Annotated in this window: 18 protein-coding genes and 1 riboswitch; of the genes, 17 read left to right on the top strand and 1 reads right to left on the bottom strand. The window is 34.3% G+C overall.

What is annotated here, in order from left to right:
- Nucleotides 1–184: 184 nt before the first annotated feature.
- Nucleotides 185–334 (top strand): hypothetical protein, encoded by a 150-nt coding sequence (locus tag B5D15_RS15345; RefSeq protein WP_179122147.1) that lies wholly within the window; start codon nucleotides 185–187, stop codon nucleotides 332–334.
- Between the two features lie 336 nt (nucleotides 335–670).
- Entirely contained in the window at nucleotides 671–1,321 is a 651-nt protein-coding gene (gene yidC / locus B5D15_RS01360; protein WP_078695311.1) for a membrane protein insertase YidC, read from the top strand.
- A gap of 23 nt (nucleotides 1,322–1,344) precedes the next feature.
- On the opposite strand, the gene B5D15_RS01365 is transcribed toward yidC, so the two are convergent.
- A complete protein-coding gene (locus B5D15_RS01365) occupies nucleotides 1,345–1,908 on the bottom strand; it encodes a PadR family transcriptional regulator (protein ID WP_078695312.1) in 564 nt (187 codons plus the stop codon).
- A 175-nt stretch (nucleotides 1,909–2,083) separates the two neighbouring features.
- Here B5D15_RS01365 and B5D15_RS01370 point away from each other — a divergent pair, with 175 nt between their 5' ends.
- The 15 genes from B5D15_RS01370 (at nucleotide 2,084) to B5D15_RS01435 (ending at nucleotide 21,982) form a co-directional block, all read left to right on the top strand.
- Entirely contained in the window at nucleotides 2,084–3,337 is a 1,254-nt protein-coding gene (locus tag B5D15_RS01370; RefSeq protein ID WP_078695313.1) for an L-lactate MFS transporter, read from the top strand.
- A gap of 21 nt (nucleotides 3,338–3,358) precedes the next feature.
- Nucleotides 3,359–5,311, top strand: a complete 1,953-nt coding sequence (locus tag B5D15_RS01375; protein WP_078695314.1) for an oxidoreductase — start codon at nucleotides 3,359–3,361, stop codon at nucleotides 5,309–5,311.
- Nucleotides 5,312–5,498: 187 nt separating this feature from the next.
- On the top strand, nucleotides 5,499–7,607 hold the full coding sequence (locus B5D15_RS01380; protein WP_078695315.1) for a sodium-translocating pyrophosphatase: 2,109 nt from the start codon (nucleotides 5,499–5,501) through the stop codon (nucleotides 7,605–7,607).
- A 322-nt stretch (nucleotides 7,608–7,929) separates the two neighbouring features.
- On the top strand, nucleotides 7,930–9,918 hold the full coding sequence (locus tag B5D15_RS01385; RefSeq protein WP_078695316.1) for a methyl-accepting chemotaxis protein: 1,989 nt from the start codon (nucleotides 7,930–7,932) through the stop codon (nucleotides 9,916–9,918).
- Nucleotides 9,919–10,004: 86 nt separating this feature from the next.
- Nucleotides 10,005–10,160 (top strand): hypothetical protein, encoded by a 156-nt coding sequence (locus B5D15_RS15350; protein ID WP_179122148.1) that lies wholly within the window; start codon nucleotides 10,005–10,007, stop codon nucleotides 10,158–10,160.
- Nucleotides 10,161–10,257: 97 nt separating this feature from the next.
- Nucleotides 10,258–10,359: riboswitch (purine riboswitch) on the top strand.
- A gap of 153 nt (nucleotides 10,360–10,512) precedes the next feature.
- Entirely contained in the window at nucleotides 10,513–11,085 is a 573-nt protein-coding gene (locus B5D15_RS01390) for a xanthine phosphoribosyltransferase (RefSeq protein ID WP_078695317.1), read from the top strand.
- Between the two features lie 28 nt (nucleotides 11,086–11,113).
- Nucleotides 11,114–12,211 (top strand): BMP family ABC transporter substrate-binding protein, encoded by a 1,098-nt coding sequence (locus B5D15_RS01395; RefSeq protein WP_078695318.1) that lies wholly within the window; start codon nucleotides 11,114–11,116, stop codon nucleotides 12,209–12,211.
- 44 nt (nucleotides 12,212–12,255) lie between these two features.
- On the top strand, nucleotides 12,256–13,842 hold the full coding sequence (locus B5D15_RS01400; protein ID WP_078695319.1) for an ABC transporter ATP-binding protein: 1,587 nt from the start codon (nucleotides 12,256–12,258) through the stop codon (nucleotides 13,840–13,842).
- Entirely contained in the window at nucleotides 13,817–14,872 is a 1,056-nt protein-coding gene (locus tag B5D15_RS01405) for an ABC transporter permease (protein WP_078695320.1), read from the top strand. Before B5D15_RS01400 ends, B5D15_RS01405 begins: the two co-directional genes overlap by 26 nt.
- Before the next feature lie 14 nt (nucleotides 14,873–14,886).
- The gene (locus B5D15_RS01410) at nucleotides 14,887–15,807 is read left to right on the top strand and encodes an ABC transporter permease (RefSeq protein WP_078695321.1); all 921 of its coding nucleotides are present in this window, start codon (nucleotides 14,887–14,889) and stop codon (nucleotides 15,805–15,807) included.
- A gap of 672 nt (nucleotides 15,808–16,479) precedes the next feature.
- Nucleotides 16,480–17,841 (top strand): alanine/glycine:cation symporter family protein, encoded by a 1,362-nt coding sequence (locus B5D15_RS01415; RefSeq protein WP_078695322.1) that lies wholly within the window; start codon nucleotides 16,480–16,482, stop codon nucleotides 17,839–17,841.
- Between the two features lie 217 nt (nucleotides 17,842–18,058).
- Nucleotides 18,059–20,773: a calcium-translocating P-type ATPase, SERCA-type gene (locus B5D15_RS01420; protein WP_078695323.1), complete on the top strand. Its 2,715-nt coding sequence runs from the start codon at nucleotides 18,059–18,061 to the stop codon at nucleotides 20,771–20,773.
- 207 nt (nucleotides 20,774–20,980) lie between these two features.
- On the top strand, nucleotides 20,981–21,343 hold the full coding sequence (locus B5D15_RS01425; RefSeq protein ID WP_078695324.1) for a DUF2089 domain-containing protein: 363 nt from the start codon (nucleotides 20,981–20,983) through the stop codon (nucleotides 21,341–21,343).
- 13 nt (nucleotides 21,344–21,356) lie between these two features.
- Nucleotides 21,357–21,725, top strand: a complete 369-nt coding sequence (locus B5D15_RS01430) for an SHOCT-like domain-containing protein (RefSeq protein WP_078695325.1) — start codon at nucleotides 21,357–21,359, stop codon at nucleotides 21,723–21,725.
- An 8-nt stretch (nucleotides 21,726–21,733) separates the two neighbouring features.
- Nucleotides 21,734–21,982, top strand: coding sequence for a hypothetical protein (locus B5D15_RS01435; protein ID WP_078695326.1), 249 nt, complete (start codon nucleotides 21,734–21,736; stop codon nucleotides 21,980–21,982).
- The last annotated feature ends 2 nt before the right edge of the window (nucleotides 21,983–21,984 follow it).

Consider the following 21,984-nt stretch of genomic DNA (forward strand, 5'->3'; position numbering starts at 1 on the left):
ATTTAATCTTATGCAGTTATATTTTTTTAGATGTATTAGAGGTTTTAGGAAGAAAAGAATGCTTCAAATAAATATTATTGAGGATATAAGAGATGAGAGATTTACAATAGAAGATACCTGGAATAATCCAGTATTTGAAAAAACTTAATGAAACAATAAAATTGGAAATTAATTATTTAAATTTTTGGGGGTAGGGGGAGTTATAACTATTTTTGCAACCTATAGAGCTGGTGGAATACCATTTCTTCAATATGATACAATAAAATGCAATTTCAGTAAAAATAAAAATTCTACTGGAATTTTGCTGCGAAATCTCTGTATAAGTGCGATATAACTGGAATTGATTATATTTATAATATATAATAATTAGTATAGCAAGTTTTTAAGGAAGGTAATTTTTATGAAGATAGATGCTATTATGTTAATGCAGTTTGCGGTATTTCTTATTTGTATATTCAGCGTAATAACTTTCATTAAAAACTATAGGAATTATCGTATCAATAAAATAAAAAAATATAACAGGTTAATTTTAATTACTGCGCTAAAATATTTTAAAAGCCTTACAAGAGATGAATATTCTTCTTACCAAAAATATGATATTTGGCGGTTTTGTGAGGTGTTCTAATCAAAATGATGTTCTAACAAAAATATTTTATAAAGGAGAATAGATATGAACATCATTTTGGAAATGTTTAATAACATATTAAGGATTGGTTTTTCTATTACTAAAGACTGGGGAATAAGCATAATACTTCTTACAATACTTTTGAGATTTTTACTTTTGCCTTTATCTTTTAAGCAGAGGATGAGCATTTTAAAACAGGGTGAAATCTCAAAGAAAATTGAAGAAACAAAGATAAAATATAAAAATGATAAGGCAAAGCTTGATGAAGAATTGATGAAACATTATAAAGAAAGCTCTAAAAGCATGTTTGGATGCTTTACATTGATACTGCAGCTGCCTATATTATCAGCCCTTTATTATACTATACAGAGGATGCCGGCAGATGTTGGGACCATATTAATTCCTTGGGTTAGCAGCTTAAAGCTGCCAGATAGATACTTTATTGTCCCGCTTTTGTACAGCTTAATTTCTGTTTCTCCAAATTTAATTTCATATATAGGAATTTTAAAACCCTATGGAAGTGAAGTTAAAAATTTAGGATTTAATATGATATCCATGATGGTAATAAGCATAATTATAACTATTAAAGCACCTGTATCAATAGGAATATACTTTATAGCATCGGGGGTTTTTACACTCTTTGAGGAAATAGCCTTTAGACTTTATCAAAGATATTTAAATACGGTTAAAGCATAAGGAGATGGCAAAAGCCATCTCCTTTAATTGCGCTCTTCATCGCAATTGGTTTTACTTTGACAAATTTTTATGCATTTTTTTAACCATTCAATTGTTGTTTTTTCTCTCATAATTGCCCCATCTAAAACTAAATAATCTCCAAAATCATCACTATCAAAGGGCGGAACACCGCTGTAACGCTGCATCTCAGATAACAAAAAAGCAAGTTTTTCTTCGTGTTGAACTAATTGATGTTCTAAAAGGCGAATTCTTGTTTCAATATCTAAGTTGTTGGAAAAATACATTCTTAGACGGAAGACATTTTTAGGGGTTGGCTCCATAGGTTCATCCTTATTTAGCCATTTAAGAAATTCCTTCCTACCTTTTTCTGTAATAGTATAAACTTTTTTTTCTAATACATCTCCGCTTATTTCAATATTATACACTACAAGTTTTTCATCTAATAATCTTTTTAATTCTGGATATATTTGGCTATGGTTTGCACTCCAAAAATTACCTATTTGATAACTGAATTCTTTACTTAAATCATATCCGGTCATGGGCTTTCTATTTAATAACCCTAAAATTGCGTATTTTAAAACTCTCATAAAATCACCACTTTCAATAATTACTTATTCATTATATCACTTTTTTAAATTTAATAACAATCTGTAATAATTAATATAATATTATGAAAATAATCATGTAAAATTAAACATGTAAATGTTGACATGTTATATACATTGTGATAAAATTAACACAAAGAATAATAGGAGGGGTATTATGAAACTAACAAGTAAAAGATGGATTATTTTAATCGCAAGCTGTTTTATCAATCTATGTATTGGCTCAATATATGCATGGAGTGTATTTGCAGCTCCTATGGCAAAGTATTTGAGCGGTATTACTGGACAAAAATTAACACCAGGTGCTTTAGCAATTGTATTTACAGTTGCTAATTCAGTAGGACCTATTACTATGATTTCAGGCGGAAGAATAAACGACTTATTTGGACCAAAGAAAGTAATATTTGTTGGAGGTATACTCTTTGGAGGTGGAATGATTCTATCAGGATTTGCTAAAAGTTTAGGATTTCTAACACTTGCTTATGGTATAATAACTGGTCTTGGAATAGGAATGATCTATGGATGTACAATTAGCAATTCAATTAAGTTTTTCCCAGATAAGAGAGGTTTGGTTGGCGGTGTTACAACAGCAGCTTATGGTTTCAGCTCAGTATTAGTGCCTCCAATTGCTAATATTTTAATTAACAATGTTGGAGTAACTTCAGCATTCAAAATAATAGGAACAGCGTTCCTTGTTATAGTATGTGTATCTTCATTTTTTATAGAAAAATGTCCTGTAAACTTTGTGCCAGATGGCTGGACACCACCAGTGCAGAGTCAAAGCAAGGCAGGTTCAAATGATAGAGATTGGAAGGGAATGCTTTCAAGCCCAATATTTTATGTAATGATTTCTATGCTTATTTGTGGAGCCTTTGCTGGTTTAATGTGTACTTCACAGGCATCGCCTATAGCACAGAAAATGATTGGAATGTCAACTGCAGCAGCAACTACAGTAGTATCAGTTTTAGCGCTCTTTAACACTGCAGGACGTATTGTTGCAGGATATATTTCAGACAAGATAGGAAGAGTTAATACATTAGCGGCAGCCTTTGTTTTTTCAATCGTAGGACTTATATTATTATATCTATCTGGACAGGGAGATGTTGCTCAGTTCTGTATAGGAATTTCAATTTTAGGAGTATGTTTTGGTTCATTGATGGGAGTATTTCCGGGATTTACAGCTGACCAATTCGGCCCTAAAAACAACAGTGTTAACTATGGAATAATGTTTATAGGGTTTGCTTTAGCAGGTTATTTTGGACCAACTGTAATGAAGAACGTATATGCAGCAGATAACAGCTATCAAAGGGCATTTTTAATAGCTGCTGCTCTTGGAATGGCAGGGTTTATATTAACATTTGTTTATCGTTTTGTTAATCAGAAAGAAAAAAATTGCAATATAGCAGCATAAAAATTTAAGGGGGATTAAAATATGGAAAGAAAGTATCCTAACTTGTGTAAACCTATTAAAATAGGAAATGTTTATTTTAGAAACAGAATGTTTTCAGCTCCTATGGGTGGAACAGATATAACTGCTGAATGTACTATTGGACGAGCATCTACTGCTTTTTATGAATTAAGAGCAAAAGGAGGTGCTGCAGCAGTTACTGTAAGTGAATGTATGGTTCATCCTGAAACTGATGGTTCTCATGCATTCCATTTGGATTTAAAAACAGTAGGTTCTCTCTCAAGTTTTACTTATACTGCAGATGCTATACGCCGCCATGGTGCGATTGCCAGTGTAGAACTCTCTCATTCAGGACAATATGCAGGAACTTACTTAACTGACAAGGATAAAAAACGTGGACTTGCGCAGTGGGGTCCAAGTGCAGGAGTACGTCCTGATGGTCTTGAAGTTAAGGAATTAACTGAGGAAATGATAGCTGATATTGTAGAGGCTTACGGGAAATGTGCTGCACTTGCTAAAAGAGCAGGCTTTGAAATGGTTATGGTTCATGGAGGACATGGCTGGCTTATAAATCAGTTCTTATCTCCATATTTTAATAAGAGAAAAGATAAATATGGTGGTTCTCTTGAAAACAGAGTACGTTTTGCTCAAGAAGTTCTCGACAGCATACGAAAGGCTGTAGGACCTGGATTCCCAATTGAATTTAGGATGAGCGGTTCTGAGCTTTTTGAAGGCGGCTATGATCTTGAGGAAGGTATTCAAATAGCTAAGTTATTAGAAAGCAGAATAGATTTACTTCATGTATCTGCAGGAACTTATCAAAGAGGATTTGCAATAACGCATCCTTCAATGTTTGTACCTCATGGATGCAATGTTTACCTTGCAGCAGAAATTAAAAAGCATGTAAATATACCGGTTGCAACAGTTGGTGCGTTAAATGATCCTGAAATGATGGAAGAAATTATAGCAAGCGGCAAGGCTGATGTTGTTGAAATGGCTCGTGCACTTTTGGCTGACCATGAACTCCCAAATAAGATTATGAGCAACAGGGACAAAGACATTGTAAAATGCTTAAGATGCTTTACTTGTATGGCAGAGCGTGCGACAACATCAACAAGAAGATGTACAGTTAATCCATTAATAGGTCGTGAATTAGATGGTACTGAGATTATACCTGCGGCAAAACAGCGTAAAGTATTAGTAGCTGGAGGAGGACCGGGAGGATTAGAAGCTGCTATAACTGCTGCAAAGAGAGGACATAAGGTAATACTTTGTGAAAAGTCTAATGAATTAGGCGGAATATTAAAAGGAGAAAGAGCGATTCCATTTAAACATGAAATGTATGAGTTAGGGGTTACTTTAGCAAAATTAGCAGAGGATGCTGGAGTTGAAATCAGGTTAAACACAACTGTTACTAAAGAATATGTAGAAAAAGAAAATGTTGATGCACTTATTATAGCAGTTGGTTCTGAACCAATTATCCCACAAATTCCTGGCTTGGATGGCGATAATGTAATAGTTGTTAATAACTATTACTTAGAAAAGAATAAGGTTACTGATGAAGTAGTAGTTCTTGGAGGAGGTCTTGCAGGATGTGAAGCTGCAATTCATCTTGCAAGGGAAGGAAAGACTGTTCATTTAGTAGAAATGAGAGAAGAATTAGCAATTGATGCAAACATAAGACATCGTCCGATTTTATTAAATGAGATACAAAAGTGCAATATTAATGTTCATACAGGATATAAAGGAGTTCGTGTAACAGAAGAAGGCGTTATATGCGTTGATGTAAACGGAGAAGAGCATCTTGTTCCTGGAAGTTCTGTAATATGTGCACTTGGACAAAAACCAAGAAGAGACATTGTTGATGAACTAATAGATTGTGCACCGCATGTTGCACAAATTGGTGACTGCGTAAAGGCTTCTACTATAACAACTGCTATATACCAAGGATATCATGCAGCACTTGATATTAATTAATACAATAACTAATTTTTAAAAGTTATGAAAAAGGAGATGGCAAAAGCCATCTCCTTTTTATCATAATTTATTGTTTTATTGTGAAAATTTTTATAATTTTCATTTACATTGACTAACAAAAAGTACTATAATAAAATCGGAGTAAAATTTTGGGTAAAATAATATTTTTATGCAGGGAGGGTTCAATATGGGTTTACTTTTACTTGCTCCACTGGGTTCTATTGTTGCACTTCTTTTTGCATGGTATCTTTCACGTACGGTACTTAAAAAAAGTGAAGGCAATGATTTAATGAAGGAAATTGCAAAGGCTATAAGGGAAGGTGCTAATGCATATTTAAAGCGCCAGTACAGCGGGGTTGCTCTTTTCTTTGCTGTTATGTTTGTAATTCTTCTTATTATTGCCCTTAGAGGGTATCTTGTTATTTTTGTTCCATTTGCATTTTTAACAGGGGGATTTTTTTCAGGCCTTGCGGGCTTTATAGGTATGAAGATGGCAACGAATGCTAATGCAAGGACTGCAAATGCTGCGAGTGAAAGCTTGAATTCAGGACTTAGGGTTGCATTTTCAAGCGGTGCCGTAATGGGACTTGTTGTTGTTGGTCTGGGTCTTTTTGATTTAAGCTTCTGGTATTATTTCCTATCATGGTGGTACAGGGCACTTCCGGAAGCAGCAAGGATTCAAAATGTAACAAGCGCAATGCTGACCTTTGGAATGGGTGCAAGCTCGATGGCTTTGTTTGCCCGTGTAGGAGGAGGTATATTTACTAAGGCTGCCGATGTTGGTGCAGATCTTGTTGGAAAGGTTGAAGTCGGGATACCTGAGGATGACCCGAGAAATCCTGCAGTTATTGCGGACAACGTAGGGGATAACGTTGGAGATGTTGCAGGAATGGGCGCAGACCTTTATGAATCATATGTAGGCTCAATAGTCGCAACAAGCGCACTTGGTGTTGCTGCAGGCTATGGGGTAGATGGGGTTACTGTTCCAATGATTATGGCGGCTGTTGGAGTAGTTGCATCAATAATAGGTACATTTTTTGTAAAGTCTGGGGAGAAGGCCGAGCAAAAAACTTTATTAAAGGCTTTAAGGAGAGGCACATATGTAAGCGCAGGGCTAATAGTTATTATTTCATATTTTCTTGTAACATCCATACTTGGAAAAGAAAATATTGGGGTTTATTTTGCAATACTTATAGGACTTTTAGCCGGCATAATAATTGGTCTTTCAACTGAATACTTCACATCGGATTCCTATAAACCAACCAAGGAACTTGCAGGTACATCTCTAACTGGTCCTGCAACTATAATAATAGGAGGATTATCCCTTGGAATGCTGTCAACAATTGTACCTGTAGTTGTTGTAGCAGTAGCAGTTCTTGCAAGCTATTTCCTCTCGGGAGGAACAGAGAGCTTTAACAAAGGCATATATGGTGTTGCAATATCAGCTGTAGGTATGCTTAGTACACTTGGAATAACACTTGCAACTGACGCCTATGGGCCAGTTGCAGATAATGCCGGTGGAATTGCTGAGATGGCTCATCTTCCTGAGCATGTAAGGGAAAGGACAGATGCTCTTGATTCTCTTGGCAATACTACAGCAGCAACTGGAAAAGGCTTTGCAATAGGCTCTGCAGCACTTACAGCTTTAGCGCTTATTGCAGCATATAAGGATGAGGTTGATTTAATAGTTAAAAAAGAAGGTCTTTCCTTTAATATGGATTTATCTATTTTAAATCCAACAGTTCTTATAGGTCTTTTTATTGGAGGAATGCTTCCTTTTCTGTTTTCATCTATGACTATGAAGGCAGTAGGAAGAGCAGCTCAGAATATTGTATTTGAAGTAAGAAGACAGTTTAAGGAAATAAAAGGACTTAAGGAAGGCAAACAGGGAGTTAAACCAGATTATGCAAAATGTGTTGATATATGCACAAGGGGAGCGCAGAAGGAAATGATAATGCCGGCTCTGCTTGCTATAATCGTTCCAATTATAGTGGGACTTACAATTGGAGTAAACGGGGTTGCTGGTATGCTTGCAGGTTCAACAGTAACAGGCTTTGTTCTTGCAATTATGATGGCAAACTCAGGCGGAGCATGGGACAATGCAAAGAAGTATATTGAAGCTGGAAATCATGGAGGGAAAGGTTCCGATTCGCATAAAGCTGCTGTTGTCGGAGATACAGTAGGTGACCCATTCAAGGATACATCAGGGCCATCTCTTAACATACTTATAAAACTTGTATCCATGGTATCCGTAGTATTTGCATCCTTGGTACTTCACATTTCGTTATTTAAATAAAATTGTATAAAACAATGCCACAGGAAAAGTCCTGTGGCATTGTTTTTGGGATTATAAGTGCCTTATAGATAACTGCTTATAAATGAATTGTAATGTAACGAATCTTTATATACCGGTACATATGATAGTGTGAGAGGATGAGCAAAATTGCTATTCGGTTTTTGTTTAATTTGTACTATTTTTAATATATTTAAATCAAAAATTAAATGCAGTTAAAAATATTTATAAAAAAGTTATAAAATATGGAATTTTGATGCAAAATCGTGTATAATTATGTAAAACAAATTGTGTTATCTATGTAATAAGGGCGGGAGGGGTATATATGAAAAGTATTACTTCAAAAACTATTTTAGCAGTTATTTTAAGTATGATATTATTGGGGGTTCTATCAACGGCGTTATCAGTTACGGAATTTTTAAAATATTTTGATTCTAATACCAAAACTAACACAGAAATGATTTCGAATTTATTATATGATGAAATTGAGACCTTGAAGGGAAAATCATTGAATTATGCAAAGCTTTGTGCTGATAATTATAAAATAAAGAAGAGCGTTTTAGATAAAAATCAAGAGGAATTGCTTGCACAATCTGATACTATTTTAAAAGATATGGATGTTGATTTTATAATAATAACTGATGAAAAAGGAGAAGCAATAGTTAGAACAAATGATAAAGATAAAAAAGGTGATAATCTATCGAGTAAGGAAAGCATAAAGAGGGCACTTTCAGACAATGCAGCATCAGGAATAGAGAAGGGGGATGACATAAGATTTTCTGTTGCAGCAGCTGCCCCTGTAAAATCCGATGAAGGTAAAATTATAGGCTCTATTTACTTAGGGTATGATTTGTCTAATAATGTCTATGTTGATAACATTAAGAAAAGATATAATGTTGATGCCACTATATTTCTACATGATGAAAGAATCAATACAACTATAATTCAAGATGGAAAGAGAATAATAGGTACTAAATTAAAGCCTGAAATTGCAAATATAGTATTAAATGAAGGAAAAAATTTCAGCGGGAATGCAGATATAAATAATGAAAAATATTTTACATACTATAAGCCTTTAAAGGGTTATGATGATAAGATAGAAGGTATTTTATTTATTGGTAAGCCAATAAGTGAGCTTAGTACAGTTAAAAACAAGCTGATAATAAAGGCTGCTTTGTTTTCCATAGCTTTAATAATACTAATATCACTTATATTTATTTATTGGATTAGAATGAGCATTATAAAACCAATAAAAACTGCATCAAGGGTTGTAGATAATATTTCAAAGGGAGATTTATCGGAAGAACTTAATATAAAATCTTCTAAGGATGAAATTGGCCATATAATAAATGGAATTATTTCCATGCAAAATAACTTAAAAGGAATTATAAAGAGTGTAAAAGTTGAAGCAGAAGGAATAGAAAGTATTGTACAAAATGTAAAAGACAATATTGGGGAGTTAAATTCAAACATTGAAGATGTATCAGCTACAACTGAGCAGGTTGCAGCAAGTACGCAGGAAACATCAGCCTCGGCTCAGGAGATGGCGGCAACTTCTCATGAAATAGAAAATAAGGTTAAACTAATTGTTGAAAATTCGACCAATGGAGAAGTTGCAGCAGAGAAAATATTAAAGAATGCTCAAAAAATTAAAGAAAACTTTTTAGCATCAAGAAACAGAGCTTATGATATTTTTAATACAAATAAAAATAATCTTGAAGGAGCAATTGAAAACTCAAAGGTAATTAAACAGATAAGTGTTCTTTCTGAGGCAATAATGGAAATAACCGAGCAGACAAATCTTTTGGCACTGAACGCTGCTATAGAGGCTGCAAGAGCTGGGGAAGCTGGAAGAGGATTTTCGGTTGTTGCTGAGGAGATTAGAAAGCTTGCGGAAAAATCAAAGGAAACAGTAATTGAAATTCAAAAGGTTACGGAAAAAGTAACAAAAGCAGGAGATGAACTTGCGTCAAGTTCAAAGCAGCTCCTTGATTTTATGGCAAAGGATGTGGATTCTGATTATTCTACAATGTTCAGCGTAGCAGAAAAATACAGTACAGATGCAAAATACGTTGAAAATCTTGTGAGGGAATTTAACAGCATATCAAAAGAACTATTATATTCTATAGGAGAGATGTCAAAAACTATAGATACAGTTGCAAAGGCTTCAAATGAAGTGGCTGGAGGTGCTACAAATATATCAGAGAGAATAATAGATGTTAATTCTAAGTCTTTAGAGATTCTTGAAAAGATGAACTCATCAAAGGAAAGCGCAGATAAACTATTAGACAGCGTAAACAAATTTAAAATTTAAATTTAAGGGTATGGTTACTTATTTTTATATTAAAAATAAGTAACCATTTTTTAATTACATTTTCAAGTATGATATTCAGCCTTTTTATGATAGTAATGTTCCCGATAGTGGGTATGATTGGAGATAGTTTTTCTCTTCAAATCGCCTTTAAAGTTTTAGGGGGCGTTATAAGCATTTTAGTAGTTATAAACTATATTGTGCTGTCTTCAACAAAAAAATATGAAAAGGAATTGGAATATTAATACAAAAAGGATATGCTAAGGCATATTGAAATAAAAAAATAATTGATTTTTGGTGAAATATGATGTATTATGTTTAATATAAAAATAAATAGTCGTTATTATACGAATATTTACTACTCGTATATGCCCAATAATACGGTTTGGGCGTTTCTACCAGGATGCCGTAAACAACCTGACTACGAGTATGTAGTTCGATATTTTTTGCTATCGGATTATATACTCTCGGCATCGCCGAGAGTTTTTTTATAGCAAGTTAAAACATTTTTAATATAGAATATTAGATTAAATCCTTAAAAAGAGAGCAGAATATCTTAAAATTATAAGGATTTTAAAATAAAAAATGGAGGTTTATATGGAACTTTTAAAGAAAAGAATTTTAAAGGACGGTATAGTGATTAATAATTCAATATTAAAAGTTGATAATTTTTTAAATCATCAAATAGATACAAAGCTTTTTAATGAGATTGGAAAGGAATTTAAAAGGTTATTTGAAGGACAGACCATAGATAAAATACTAACAATAGAATCTTCAGGAATTGCAGTGGCATCCTTTGCCTCAATTCATTTTAACTATGTTCCTGTTGTTTTTGCTAAAAAAACAAATTCTTCTATAATAGATGAAAATGTATACACATCAAAGGTTCATTCTTTTACTAAAAATACTGATTATATAATTAGAGTTAGCAAAAAATATATAAAAGATGGAGAAAACGTCCTTATAATAGACGACTTTCTTGCAAACGGCTGTGCAGCTCTTGGACTTATAGAAATAATAGAGCAGTCAGGAGCAAATGTAGCAGGCATTGGGGTTGTTATAGAAAAGATTTTTCAAGGAGGCAGAGAAAAAATAGAAAAAAGGGGATATAAGGTAAACGCCCTTGCTTCTATAGAGAACTTTGATGATAATAAAATAATTTTTAAATAACATATTTTTACAAACGAGGAGGAAAAACATGAAAAAAATAGCTGTCTTTTTACTATGTGCTGTACTAATATTTACATTTGCGGGTTGTTCAAATTCATCAAATACACAATCACAAAAAGAGGATAAAAAGGTTAAAGTAGGATTTATCTATGTTGGACCAATAGGTGATGGGGGATATACCTATGCTCACGATCAGGGAAGATTATACCTTGAAAAGGAACTTGGAGTAGAAACAATTTACAAAGAATCAGTTAAGGAAGATAAGGCAGAGGTTGAAAAAGTTGTTGAAGACATGATTGACCAAGGGGCTACTATTATTTTTGGTACAAGCTTTGGATTCCAAGAGGGACTTTTATCATCAGCAAAGAAGCACCCTGATATAAAGTTTTTACACTGCTCTGGTTATGAAACAGCAGAAAACATGGGACAGTACTTTGGAAAGATTGAGCAGATGAGATATTTAACAGGTATCGTTGCAGGGCTAAAGACAAAGACGAACAAGATAGGTTATGTTGCAGCCTTTCCTATACCTGAGGTTATAAGAGGCATAAACGCCTTTACCCTTGGAGTAAAGTCTGTAAACAAGGATGCAACTGTTAAAGTTGTTTGGACAAACACCTGGTATGACCCTGCAAAGGAAAAGGATGCGGCAATAGCTCTAATCGATGATAAGTGCGATGTTATAACTCAGCATCAGGATACGGCAGGGCCACAGCAGGCTGCAGAATCGAGAGGAGTTTTTTCAATAGGATACAACTCTGATATGAGCAAAACTGCTCCAAAGGCAAACATGACTTCAGCGGTTTGGAACTGGGGACCATATTATGTTAAAACGGTTAAAGAGATAATGGATGGCACTTGGAAGTCAGGAAAGTACTGGGGAGGAATAGAGGACGGCGTTGTAGATATAGCACCATTAACACAGGTTGCTCCTGAGAACGCAAAGGAAGCTGTTGAAAAGGCAAAGGAAGATATAAAAAGCGGCAAACTTGTAATTTTCAAAGGACCTATAAAGGATCAAACTGGTGCTTTAAAGGTTGAAGATGGGAAGACAATGACCGACGATGAGGTTTGGAACATGGATTATTTTATAGAAGGCGTTGAAGGAAGCATACCAAAGAAATAATAAAGGGCTGAAATCAGCCCTTTATCACTTTAAGGAGGATAGCTATGAAGCCTTTAGTTTCATTAAAAAACATAGATAAAAGTTTTGGGAAAGTTAAAGCCCTTTGCGATGTAAGCCTTGATATATATGAGGGAGAAATCCATACGATTCTTGGGGAAAACGGTGCAGGAAAAAGCACGCTTATAAACATTTTGTCAGGGATATATGCTCCTGACAAAGGAGAGATATCGATTTTTGGCAGGAAGGTAAATCTATCTTCCCCGAGGGATGCAATATCTAATGGAATAGGTACGGTTTATCAGCATTTTAAACTTGTAGAATCTATGACTGTAAAAGAGAATATACTTCTTGGACAAAGAGATAAAGATAAGGATTTTAATAAGAAAATAGAGTATATTTTAAAAAAATACGATATAAAAGTTAATCTTGAGAAATATATTGAGGATATGTCAGTTGGGGAAAGGCAGATTGTAGAGATATTAAAGGTTTTATATAGAGGGGCAAAGGTCTTAATTCTTGATGAGCCTACTACTGTATTTACTCCTCAAGAAGCAGAAAAACTCTTTAATATAATGAGAAAAATTAAGGAAGAAAGGTGCTCGGTTATATTTATATCTCATAAGATGGATGAGGTTATTAAAATAAGCAATAGAATATCTGTGCTTCGAAAGGGAAATTTTATTAAGACATTAGATAAAGAAAGGACAAGCATTGAAGAGCTTACAAGGCTTATGGTAGGGGAGAATGTTGACTTAAAAATAAGAAAAAGAGAATCAAAAAAAGAGAAGGATTTTAATAAAACTTCAAATAATAATGAATTGTCTATAGATAAAAAAAGCGAAGAAAAAAGAGAACTGTCCCTTAGGGATGTCCTTATTAAAGTAGAAGGAATATCCTTAACTGAGGATGTCAAAAAGGTATTTAACAATATATCCTTTGATGTTAAAAAGGGAGAGATTTTTGGAATTGCAGGTATAGCGGGCTCAGGGCAGAGGGAGCTTTGTGAGGCCTTAGCTGGAGTCAGGAAGATAAAAAAAGGAGATATAATTTTTGAAGGTGAAAACTTAACGGGGAAAAGCGTTAGAGAATTTATGAAGAAAGGTATTAATCTTGGCTTTGTTCCTGAGGATAGGCTTGGTATGGGACTTGTGGGCTCCATGGATATGGTTGATAATTTGATGCTAAAATCCTATCAATTAGAAAAATCTCCTTTCTTAAATAGAAAACCCTTTAAAGAAAGAGCAATAGAGCTTGTTAAAAAGCTAAATATCAAAACTCCTGATGTAAACTATCCTATTAAATATCTCTCTGGGGGGAATATTCAAAAGATATTGTTAGGACGAGAAATATATATTAATCCCAAGCTTTTAATACTTGTCTATCCAGTAAGGGGACTTGATATAAATACCTGCTATACCATATACAACATTATTAATGAAGAAAGAGAAAAGGGTAATTCAGTTATATTTGTAGGAGAAGACTTGGATATATTAATTGAGCTTTGCGATAGAATAATGGTAATGAGTAGGGGAGAGGTTACTAAAATTGTTGATTCAAAGGATGCGACGAAGGAAAAGCTTGGACTTTTGATGCTTGGAATGAAGGATGGTGAATCAGGTGAGATTTGTTAGAAGGGATAAGGTAGATAAATATACTAATATTAAAGTTAAGCTGATATCAATTGTGGCAGCCTTTTTTATAATGAGCTTATTTTTAATAATGCTAAAGATAAATCCTAAAGATGCATTTATAGGTATGATTAAAGGAGCTTTCGGCTCTCCCCTTAGGATAAGACAGACAACAATAAAGGCAGTGCCCCTTATTATAACTTCCCTTGGAATACTTACTGCTTTTAAAATGAAATTTTGGAACATTGGAGGGGAAGGGCAGATATTAATGGGAGCCTTTGGCGCTTCTATATTGGCACTTTTTTATAATGGTTTTAATAGTACAACCCTTCTACTACTTATGGCATTATCTGCAGCAGTTTTTGGCGGATTGTATGCTCTTATTTCTGCAGTTTTAAAGATATATTTTAAAACAAATGAAACTATAGTTACCCTTATGCTTAACTATATTGCTTTAAAATTCATAACCTACCTTCAGTATGGACCTTGGAAGGATAAGAAGGCCCTTGGATTTCCTAAGATAGCAAATTTTCCTGATAAGGCGCTGCTTCCTAATCTCTTAGGAGTAAACGTTGGTTGGATTATTGCGCTTATTTTAATTATTTTAGTATATATATTCATGAATCATACAAAGAAGGGGTATGAAATAGCGATTATAGGTGAGAGTATAAATACCGCAAGATATGCAGGAATAAACATAAAAGCAGTAACTATTCTATGTGTATTCCTAAGCGGCGCTCTATGCGGTATTACAGGATTTATACAATCAAGCGGAGTAAATGGAACCCTATCCGTTGAAATAGCTGGAGGAGTAGGGTATACAGCAATAATAATAGCATACCTTTCAAATTTAAAGGAACCCTTTATATTAATAGTTTCAGTACTTTTTGCAGCCCTTTTGCAGGGAAGTTCATATATAGAAACATCCCTTAAGATACCAAATTCTGCAGCTCTTATACTTCAGTCTCTAATACTATTTTGCATTCTATCTTCGGAAATATTTACAACCTACAGGCTTAAATTTAAGGATTGAAAGGAGAATTTAGGATGACAAGTTTTTTACATGCAACAATAATAGCAGGCACTCCCCTTTTTTTATCAACTCTTGGAGAAATTTTAAATGAAAAGGCAGGGAATTTAAACCTTGGAGTTGAAGGAATGATGCTTATGGGGGCTGTAGCAGGATTTTTGGCAGCTAAAGGGACAAATAATGCCTTTTTAGCAATTCTTTGTTCAATTCTTTTTGGATGCATTGGAGCTCTTATATATGCCTTTTTGACTATAACTTTAAGAGCCAACCAGACGGTTACAGGGCTTGCTCTTACCATATTTGGAAGCGGAATATCAAGCTTTATTGGACAAAACCTATCAGGTAAGGTGGTTCCTGATAGAGTTAAATACTTTTTAAGCCCAATAAAACTTCCTTTATTAGGGGATATACCGTTTTTAGGTAAGGTGTTTTTTACACAGGATATTATAGTATATTTTTCATATATTTTAGCCTTTGCAGCTGCATTTTATTTTTATAAAACAAGGATAGGGCTGAATCTTAAGGCTGTTGGAGAAAACCCCTATGCTGCCGACGCTGTAAGTATAAATGTTGCATTATATAAATATGTAAACATTTTAGCAGGAGGGGCTCTTTGCGGCCTTTCGGGAGGATATTTGTCCTTAATATATGTCCCTGCTTGGCAAAACAATATAACATCAGGAAGGGGCTGGATAGCAGTAGCACTTGTAATATTTGCAGCTTGGAATCCCTGCAAGGCTCTTCTTGGGGCATATCTTTTCGGAGGACTCGACATTATAGGATTCAGGATACAGGATGGATTTATATCTAAATATTTTTTAGACATGCTTCCTTATTTAGTTACAATAATCATCCTAACTCTTTTCTCCTTTAAAAGGTCAAAAAAGAATTCCCCTCCAAAATTCTTAGGCCTTCCTTACTTTAGGGAGGAGAGGTAGCAGGTGAGGGACAGTTACTTATTATACCTATTTTGCACACAATTCGTACAAGCACCTTTTATTAGGTTTGCATAGAAGATACTGATTTTTAGGGATAAATGAGATGGGTACGCCTTATAAATCTATTTTGTGCGTAATAAGTAACAGTGCATGACTAAAAAATAGCCACAACGACGGAATGAAAAAGTTTGTCACTTGTCAACTGGGTGGCACTTTTTTTGCGGTATACCTCCTTTCTCCGGTATCTAACACTGCGTATTGTCATATATAACCAAATATGGGAATGCTACATTTTCACACTAACCGTCCCTCGAGTGGAAAATAGAGGACATTAAAGAGCAGGAAACTTCTCCTGCTCTTTGCATCTTTATTAGAAGCAAATTAAATATTTCACAAAAATGCAACTTTTATATTTAAAAATTGCATAACAATTATAGAAAAAAACTATCATAAACAACAGATTAATGATTTAATCAATGTTTGTATAAATTTACAAAATTATAAAATGAGAAACACTAAGAAATACCAAGATATTAAGACATATTGCGAATAAATATAAACTTAAATACATATAATCGAATTTTGTAAAACAATAACAGAATATTCTAAATTGAAAAAAAATAGAATTTAATATAAAATTAAATTCATAATAACAAATAAAGGGGGATTTTTATGGAATCCGTAGCAAAGTTCATATCGACAGTAGATGGTATTATCTGGGGATGGCCACTCATTATTCTTCTTCTTGGGACTCATATTTATTTAACCTTCAGACTCAAATTCATCCAAAGGTATATCGGAAAGGCTATTAAGCTCTCTGTTACAAAGGATGATTTTGCAGAGGGTGATGTTAGTCAATTCAGTGCTCTTGCTACAGCTCTTGCAGCAACAATAGGAACTGGTAACATAGTTGGTGTTGCTACAGCGGTTGCTCTTGGCGGTCCTGGTGCTGTTCTTTGGACATGGCTAACTGGCGTATTCGGTATTGCAACCAAATATGCAGAAGCTCTCCTATCGGTTAAATACAGGGTTAAAACGGCTGATGGCACTATGGCTGGTGGACCTATGTATGTGCTTGAATACGGTATGAAGAAAAAATGGCTCGGATGGTTATTTGCTCTCTTTACAAGTATAGCTGCCTTTGGTATAGGATGTATGGTTCAGGCAAACTCAATATCTGTTATGGTTAATGAAACTTTTAAGGTTCCAACCTATATTACAGGTATCATAATGGCAGTACTAACAGCTGTTGTTATTCTCGGTGGTATAAAGAGCATAGCAAAGGTTTGCGATATACTCGTTCCATTTATGGCAGCATTTTATGTTCTTGGATGTATAATTCTTATAATATTAGGAATAAAGACTATTCCAGCAACATTAGTTCTTATATTTAAATCAGCCTTTACAGGACAGGCGGCCCTTGGAGGGTTTGCAGGTTCAACCCTTATGATTGCAATGCGCTATGGTGTTGCAAGAGGACTTTTCTCTAACGAATCAGGTCTTGGTAGTGCTCCTATAGTTGCAGCAGCAGCACAGACAAGAAACCCTGTGAAACAGGCTCTTGTATCCTCAACAGGAACTTTCTGGGATACAGTTGTTGTATGCGCTATGACAGGTATAGTTCTTGTTAACTCAGGAAAATGGACAGAAGGGTTAAAGGGAGCAGCTCTTTCAAAAGCAGCTTTCTCAGCAATTCCAGTATTAGGGCCTATAGTTTTAACAGTTGGCCTTTTAACCTTCGTATTCTCCACAATTCTTGGATGGTCATACTATGGTGAAAAGGCTATAGAATATCTCCTTGGAAAGAAAGCTATTCTTCCATATAGAATACTTTGGGTTATATTTGTATATGTAGGTTCAGTATTCTCACTTAACTTTGTTTGGGACTTTGCAGACCTTGCTAATGGACTTATGGCAATACCAAACCTAATATCATTAATAGCTCTAAGCGGTGTGCTTGTAAGTGAAACAAAGAAATATCTGTGGGATGATAATATTGAAGCTATAGCAAAGGATGAAACTATAAAACTATAAATAATAAAATGGGAACTGCCGATGGCAGTTCCTTAATTTTTATTATTTATGAATAATTTAATATATGAAGTTTAAACTAACTTTGTAAACTTTAAAAAATCTAATTTTAATACAAATAAGTTAAAAAATAACCTATTATATGTTGAAAATAATTATATATTATGATATTATATAAATGAAAATACATTAAGTTTAAGCTGAAAGAAGGAGGATGAAAATGCAAAATAATTGGCACAGCAAGACTGCGCAGGAAGTGTCAAAGGAGCTTTCGGTTAGCTTATCTTTGGGGCTGTCTTCAAGTCAAGCAAATGAACTTATTGAAAAATACGGTTATAACGAGCTGAAGGAAAAGGAAAAGCAATCCCTTTTTCAAAAGATTATAGCTCAATTCAAGGACTTTCTTGTAATAATTTTAATCGCTGCAAGCGTTGTATCTGCAGCAATGGGAGAGACTACAGATTCTATAGTTATTATAGCGATAGTTATTATTAACGCCATACTTGGAGTAATGCAGGAGGGGAAAGCTGAAAAGGCACTCGATGCATTAAAGAAGATGGCATCGCCTAATGCTAAGGTGTTTAGAGATGGTAAAATTGAAATAATCCCAGCAAAGATGCTTGTTCCTGGAGATATAATTGTTATTGAAGCAGGAGATGTAATACCTGCTGATATTAGAATAATAGAGAGTCATAATTTAAAGGTAGAAGAATCTTCTTTAACTGGAGAATCAGTACCTGTTGAAAAGGATGCAAAGAAGATATTCGATAAAGAGGTCAGCCTTGGTGACAGGGCTAATATGGCATATATGAGTACAACTGTTTCCTATGGAAGAGGCAAGGGTATAGTTGTTGGTACTGGTCATAAAACAGAGATTGGAAAGATAGCGGATAAAATTCAAAATATAGAGGAAGAAAAGACACCTCTTCAGCAAAAACTCGACCAGCTTGGCAAGTGGCTTGGAATAGCATGCCTTGGAATATGCGCTGTTGTTTTTGCCTTAGGGATAATAAGGGGAGGTTCTTTAATTGAGATGTTCATGGTAGCCGTAAGCCTTGCAGTTGCGGCAATACCTGAAGGGCTTCCTGCGGTTGTTACAATCGTTCTTGCCCTTGGAATGAAAAGGATGGTTGAGAGAAACGCAATCGTTAGAAAGCTTCTTGCAGTTGAAACCTTAGGATGCGTTGATGTAATATGCTCTGATAAAACAGGAACCCTTACCCAAAACGAGATGACTGTTGTAAAGGCCTATTGCGCTAATAAATATATGGATGTTACGGGACAAGGATATAACCCATCAGGAGAATTTATAATAAATGGTGAAAAAATAAATGCTGCTGAAGATGAAGATTTTAAACTTCTTTTTTCAATAGGAACTCTTTGCAACGATGCTTCAATAAAGAAAAAAGAAGACGGGCAGTTTGGAATAGTTGGAGACCCCACTGAGGGAGCTCTTGTTGTTGCAGGAGAGAAGGCAGGCTTTTTAAAGAGCGAGTTTAATTTAATGTACCCAAGAATTGCGGAAATACCCTTTGACTCCGACAGAAAGATGATGACAACTTTTCATAAAGAATTTATAAAGGGTATAGTGTCCTTTACAAAGGGTGCGCCGGATATAATTCTTGAAAGGTGTTCAAAAATATATATAAACGGAGAAATTAAAGACTTAACCGATGAAATGAAAAAAGATATAAAAGAGGCAAACAGCAATTTTGCAAACAGTGCCCTTCGTGTTCTTGCATTTGCATACAGAGAATATGATGAAATGCCTAAAACTATATCCTCAGATACAATAGAAAAAGATATGATATTTGTTGGGCTTATGGGTATGATTGACCCTCCAAGGACTGAGGTTAAGGATTCTATAAATATATGCAGACGAGCTGGTATAAAGCCTGTTATGATAACAGGGGATTATAAGGATACGGCTGTAGCTATAGCAAAGGATTTAAAGCTAATGAATGAAGGAGACGGTGTACTGACAGGTCATGAACTTGACAATATGTCTGATGAAGAACTTATAAAAAGAGTTGAAACAACAAGCGTTTATGCGAGGGTTTCTCCTGAGCATAAGGTAAGAATCGTCGATGCCCTTAAAAAGAACGGCCACATAGCTGCTATGACCGGAGATGGAGTAAACGATGCTATGGCTTTAAAACGCTCTGACATAGGAGTTGCTATGGGTATTACTGGAACAGACGTTGCTAAGGGAACTGCTGATATAGTGCTTACTGATGATAACTTCTCAAGTATTGTATCAGCTGTTGAAGAGGGAAGAATAATTTACAGCAACATTAGAAAGTTTGTATTCTTCCTTTTATCCTGCAACGTTGGTGAGATATTGATTGTATTTTTAAGCATGCTCTTTGGATATCCAACGCCCCTTGTTCCTATACAGCTTTTGTGGTTAAACCTTGTAACTGACAGCTTCCCAGCATTGGCCCTTGGTACAGAAAAGGGAGAGCCTGATATTATGGACTTAAAGCCAAGAAACGCTAAAGAGCCAATACTCGATAAATCCATGATAACAGGCATTGCAGTTCAAAGTATAGCACTTGTTGTTGCTGTTCTTGGTGCTTATTTTATTGGGCTTAACAGATATCCTGATTATTTAACAAATGTTGAACATTTAAGCTTCGCAAGAACCTATGCCTTTGCAACGCTGATAACGGCAGAACTTATAAGGTCCTATTCAAGCCGTTCAGAAAGGTTCACCATATTTAAGATAGGCGTATTTACAAATAAAATACTTGTATATGCATCAATTTTCTCTTTCCTTTTATTATTTGCCGTAATTTATATACCGTTCTTAAGACCAATCTTCCAAACGGTATATCTTACATTGTGGGATTGGACAGTAATCTTAATCTTCTGCTCAATACCGTTTATATCTGGTGAAGTTTACAAGGTTATTAAAAGAAAGTTATATAGATAATAAAAAGGCTGCAAATCGCGGCCTTTTTTATTTGCCCTTAGATTACGATAACTTGTCAACGTAAGGGAGGCTTGCTTATTCCAAACAAAAAATAAATATCAAAATTAAAATATTTAAAATATATATAAATAAAAATTAAAAAAATTAATATTAATATTGAAATATTTAAACATATATATTATACTGTAAATAAGGAGGTAGAAAAATATGGCATATAAACTAATTGCAAAATGCCCAGTTTGCAGCTCAAATCTTAGAGTTAAAAAGTTACAATGTCCGAAATGCAATACTACTATTGAAAACGATTTTGAGCTTACAAGTTTTTTAAATTTAAATAGTGAGCAGTTATATTTTGCCGAAGTGTTTATAAAAAACAGAGGAAATATAAAAGATGTTGAAAAGGAGCTTGGAATTTCCTATCCAACGGTCAGGGCAAAACTTGATGATGTGATTGAGGCCCTTGGATATTCGATTCCAAAACAAAAAAGCTCAAGCAAAAGCGATATAATTAATATGCTTGAAAATGGTGAAATATCACCTGATGATGCTATAAAAATGTTAAATGAATAAGGGGGTTTTTGAAATGAGTGATGAGATTATTAGAGTTTTAAAGATGGTTGAGGAAGGAAAGATTAGTTCAGAAAAAGCTGCAGAGATAATTAATGCTTTAAAAAATAGTGAAACACTGCCTGAAGTAAAAAATAATAATCAAAAAATGTTAAGAGTAAAGGTTTTATCTGAGAAAGGTGACAATGTAAATATAACTATTCCTGTGAAATTTGTAAAATCTGTATTGAAACTTACTAAGAAACTTCCAATTGAAGTTGAAAATGAGAGTTTAAAAGATGTTGATTTTGATGAAATTATAGGAGCCATTGATTCAGGATTAGAGGGTAAAATTGTTGACATAAAATCAGATAAGGGAGATATCGTAGAAGTTAGTATAGAGTAGGTGGCTATATGAAGATTATAATAAAAACACAGGGGTTTAAGTGTAAAGTTCCAATATATGTTCCAATGGCATTTGCAAAATTAGCAGTTAAAGTATATATAAAAAAGAAAGCTATTAATAATGAAAATATAAAATATATTGAAACCATCGATTTCAATTTACTAAATCAATCCTTCAATATTTTAAAAGAGTATAAAGGCCTTAAAATAGTAGACGTGCACTCTTCCGATGGCACAGTAGTTGAAATATGGTTATGATT

The sequence above is a fragment of the Caloramator quimbayensis genome, from assembly GCF_900167605.1.
Taxonomy (GTDB): domain Bacteria; phylum Bacillota; class Clostridia; order Clostridiales; family Caloramatoraceae; genus Caloramator_B; species Caloramator_B quimbayensis.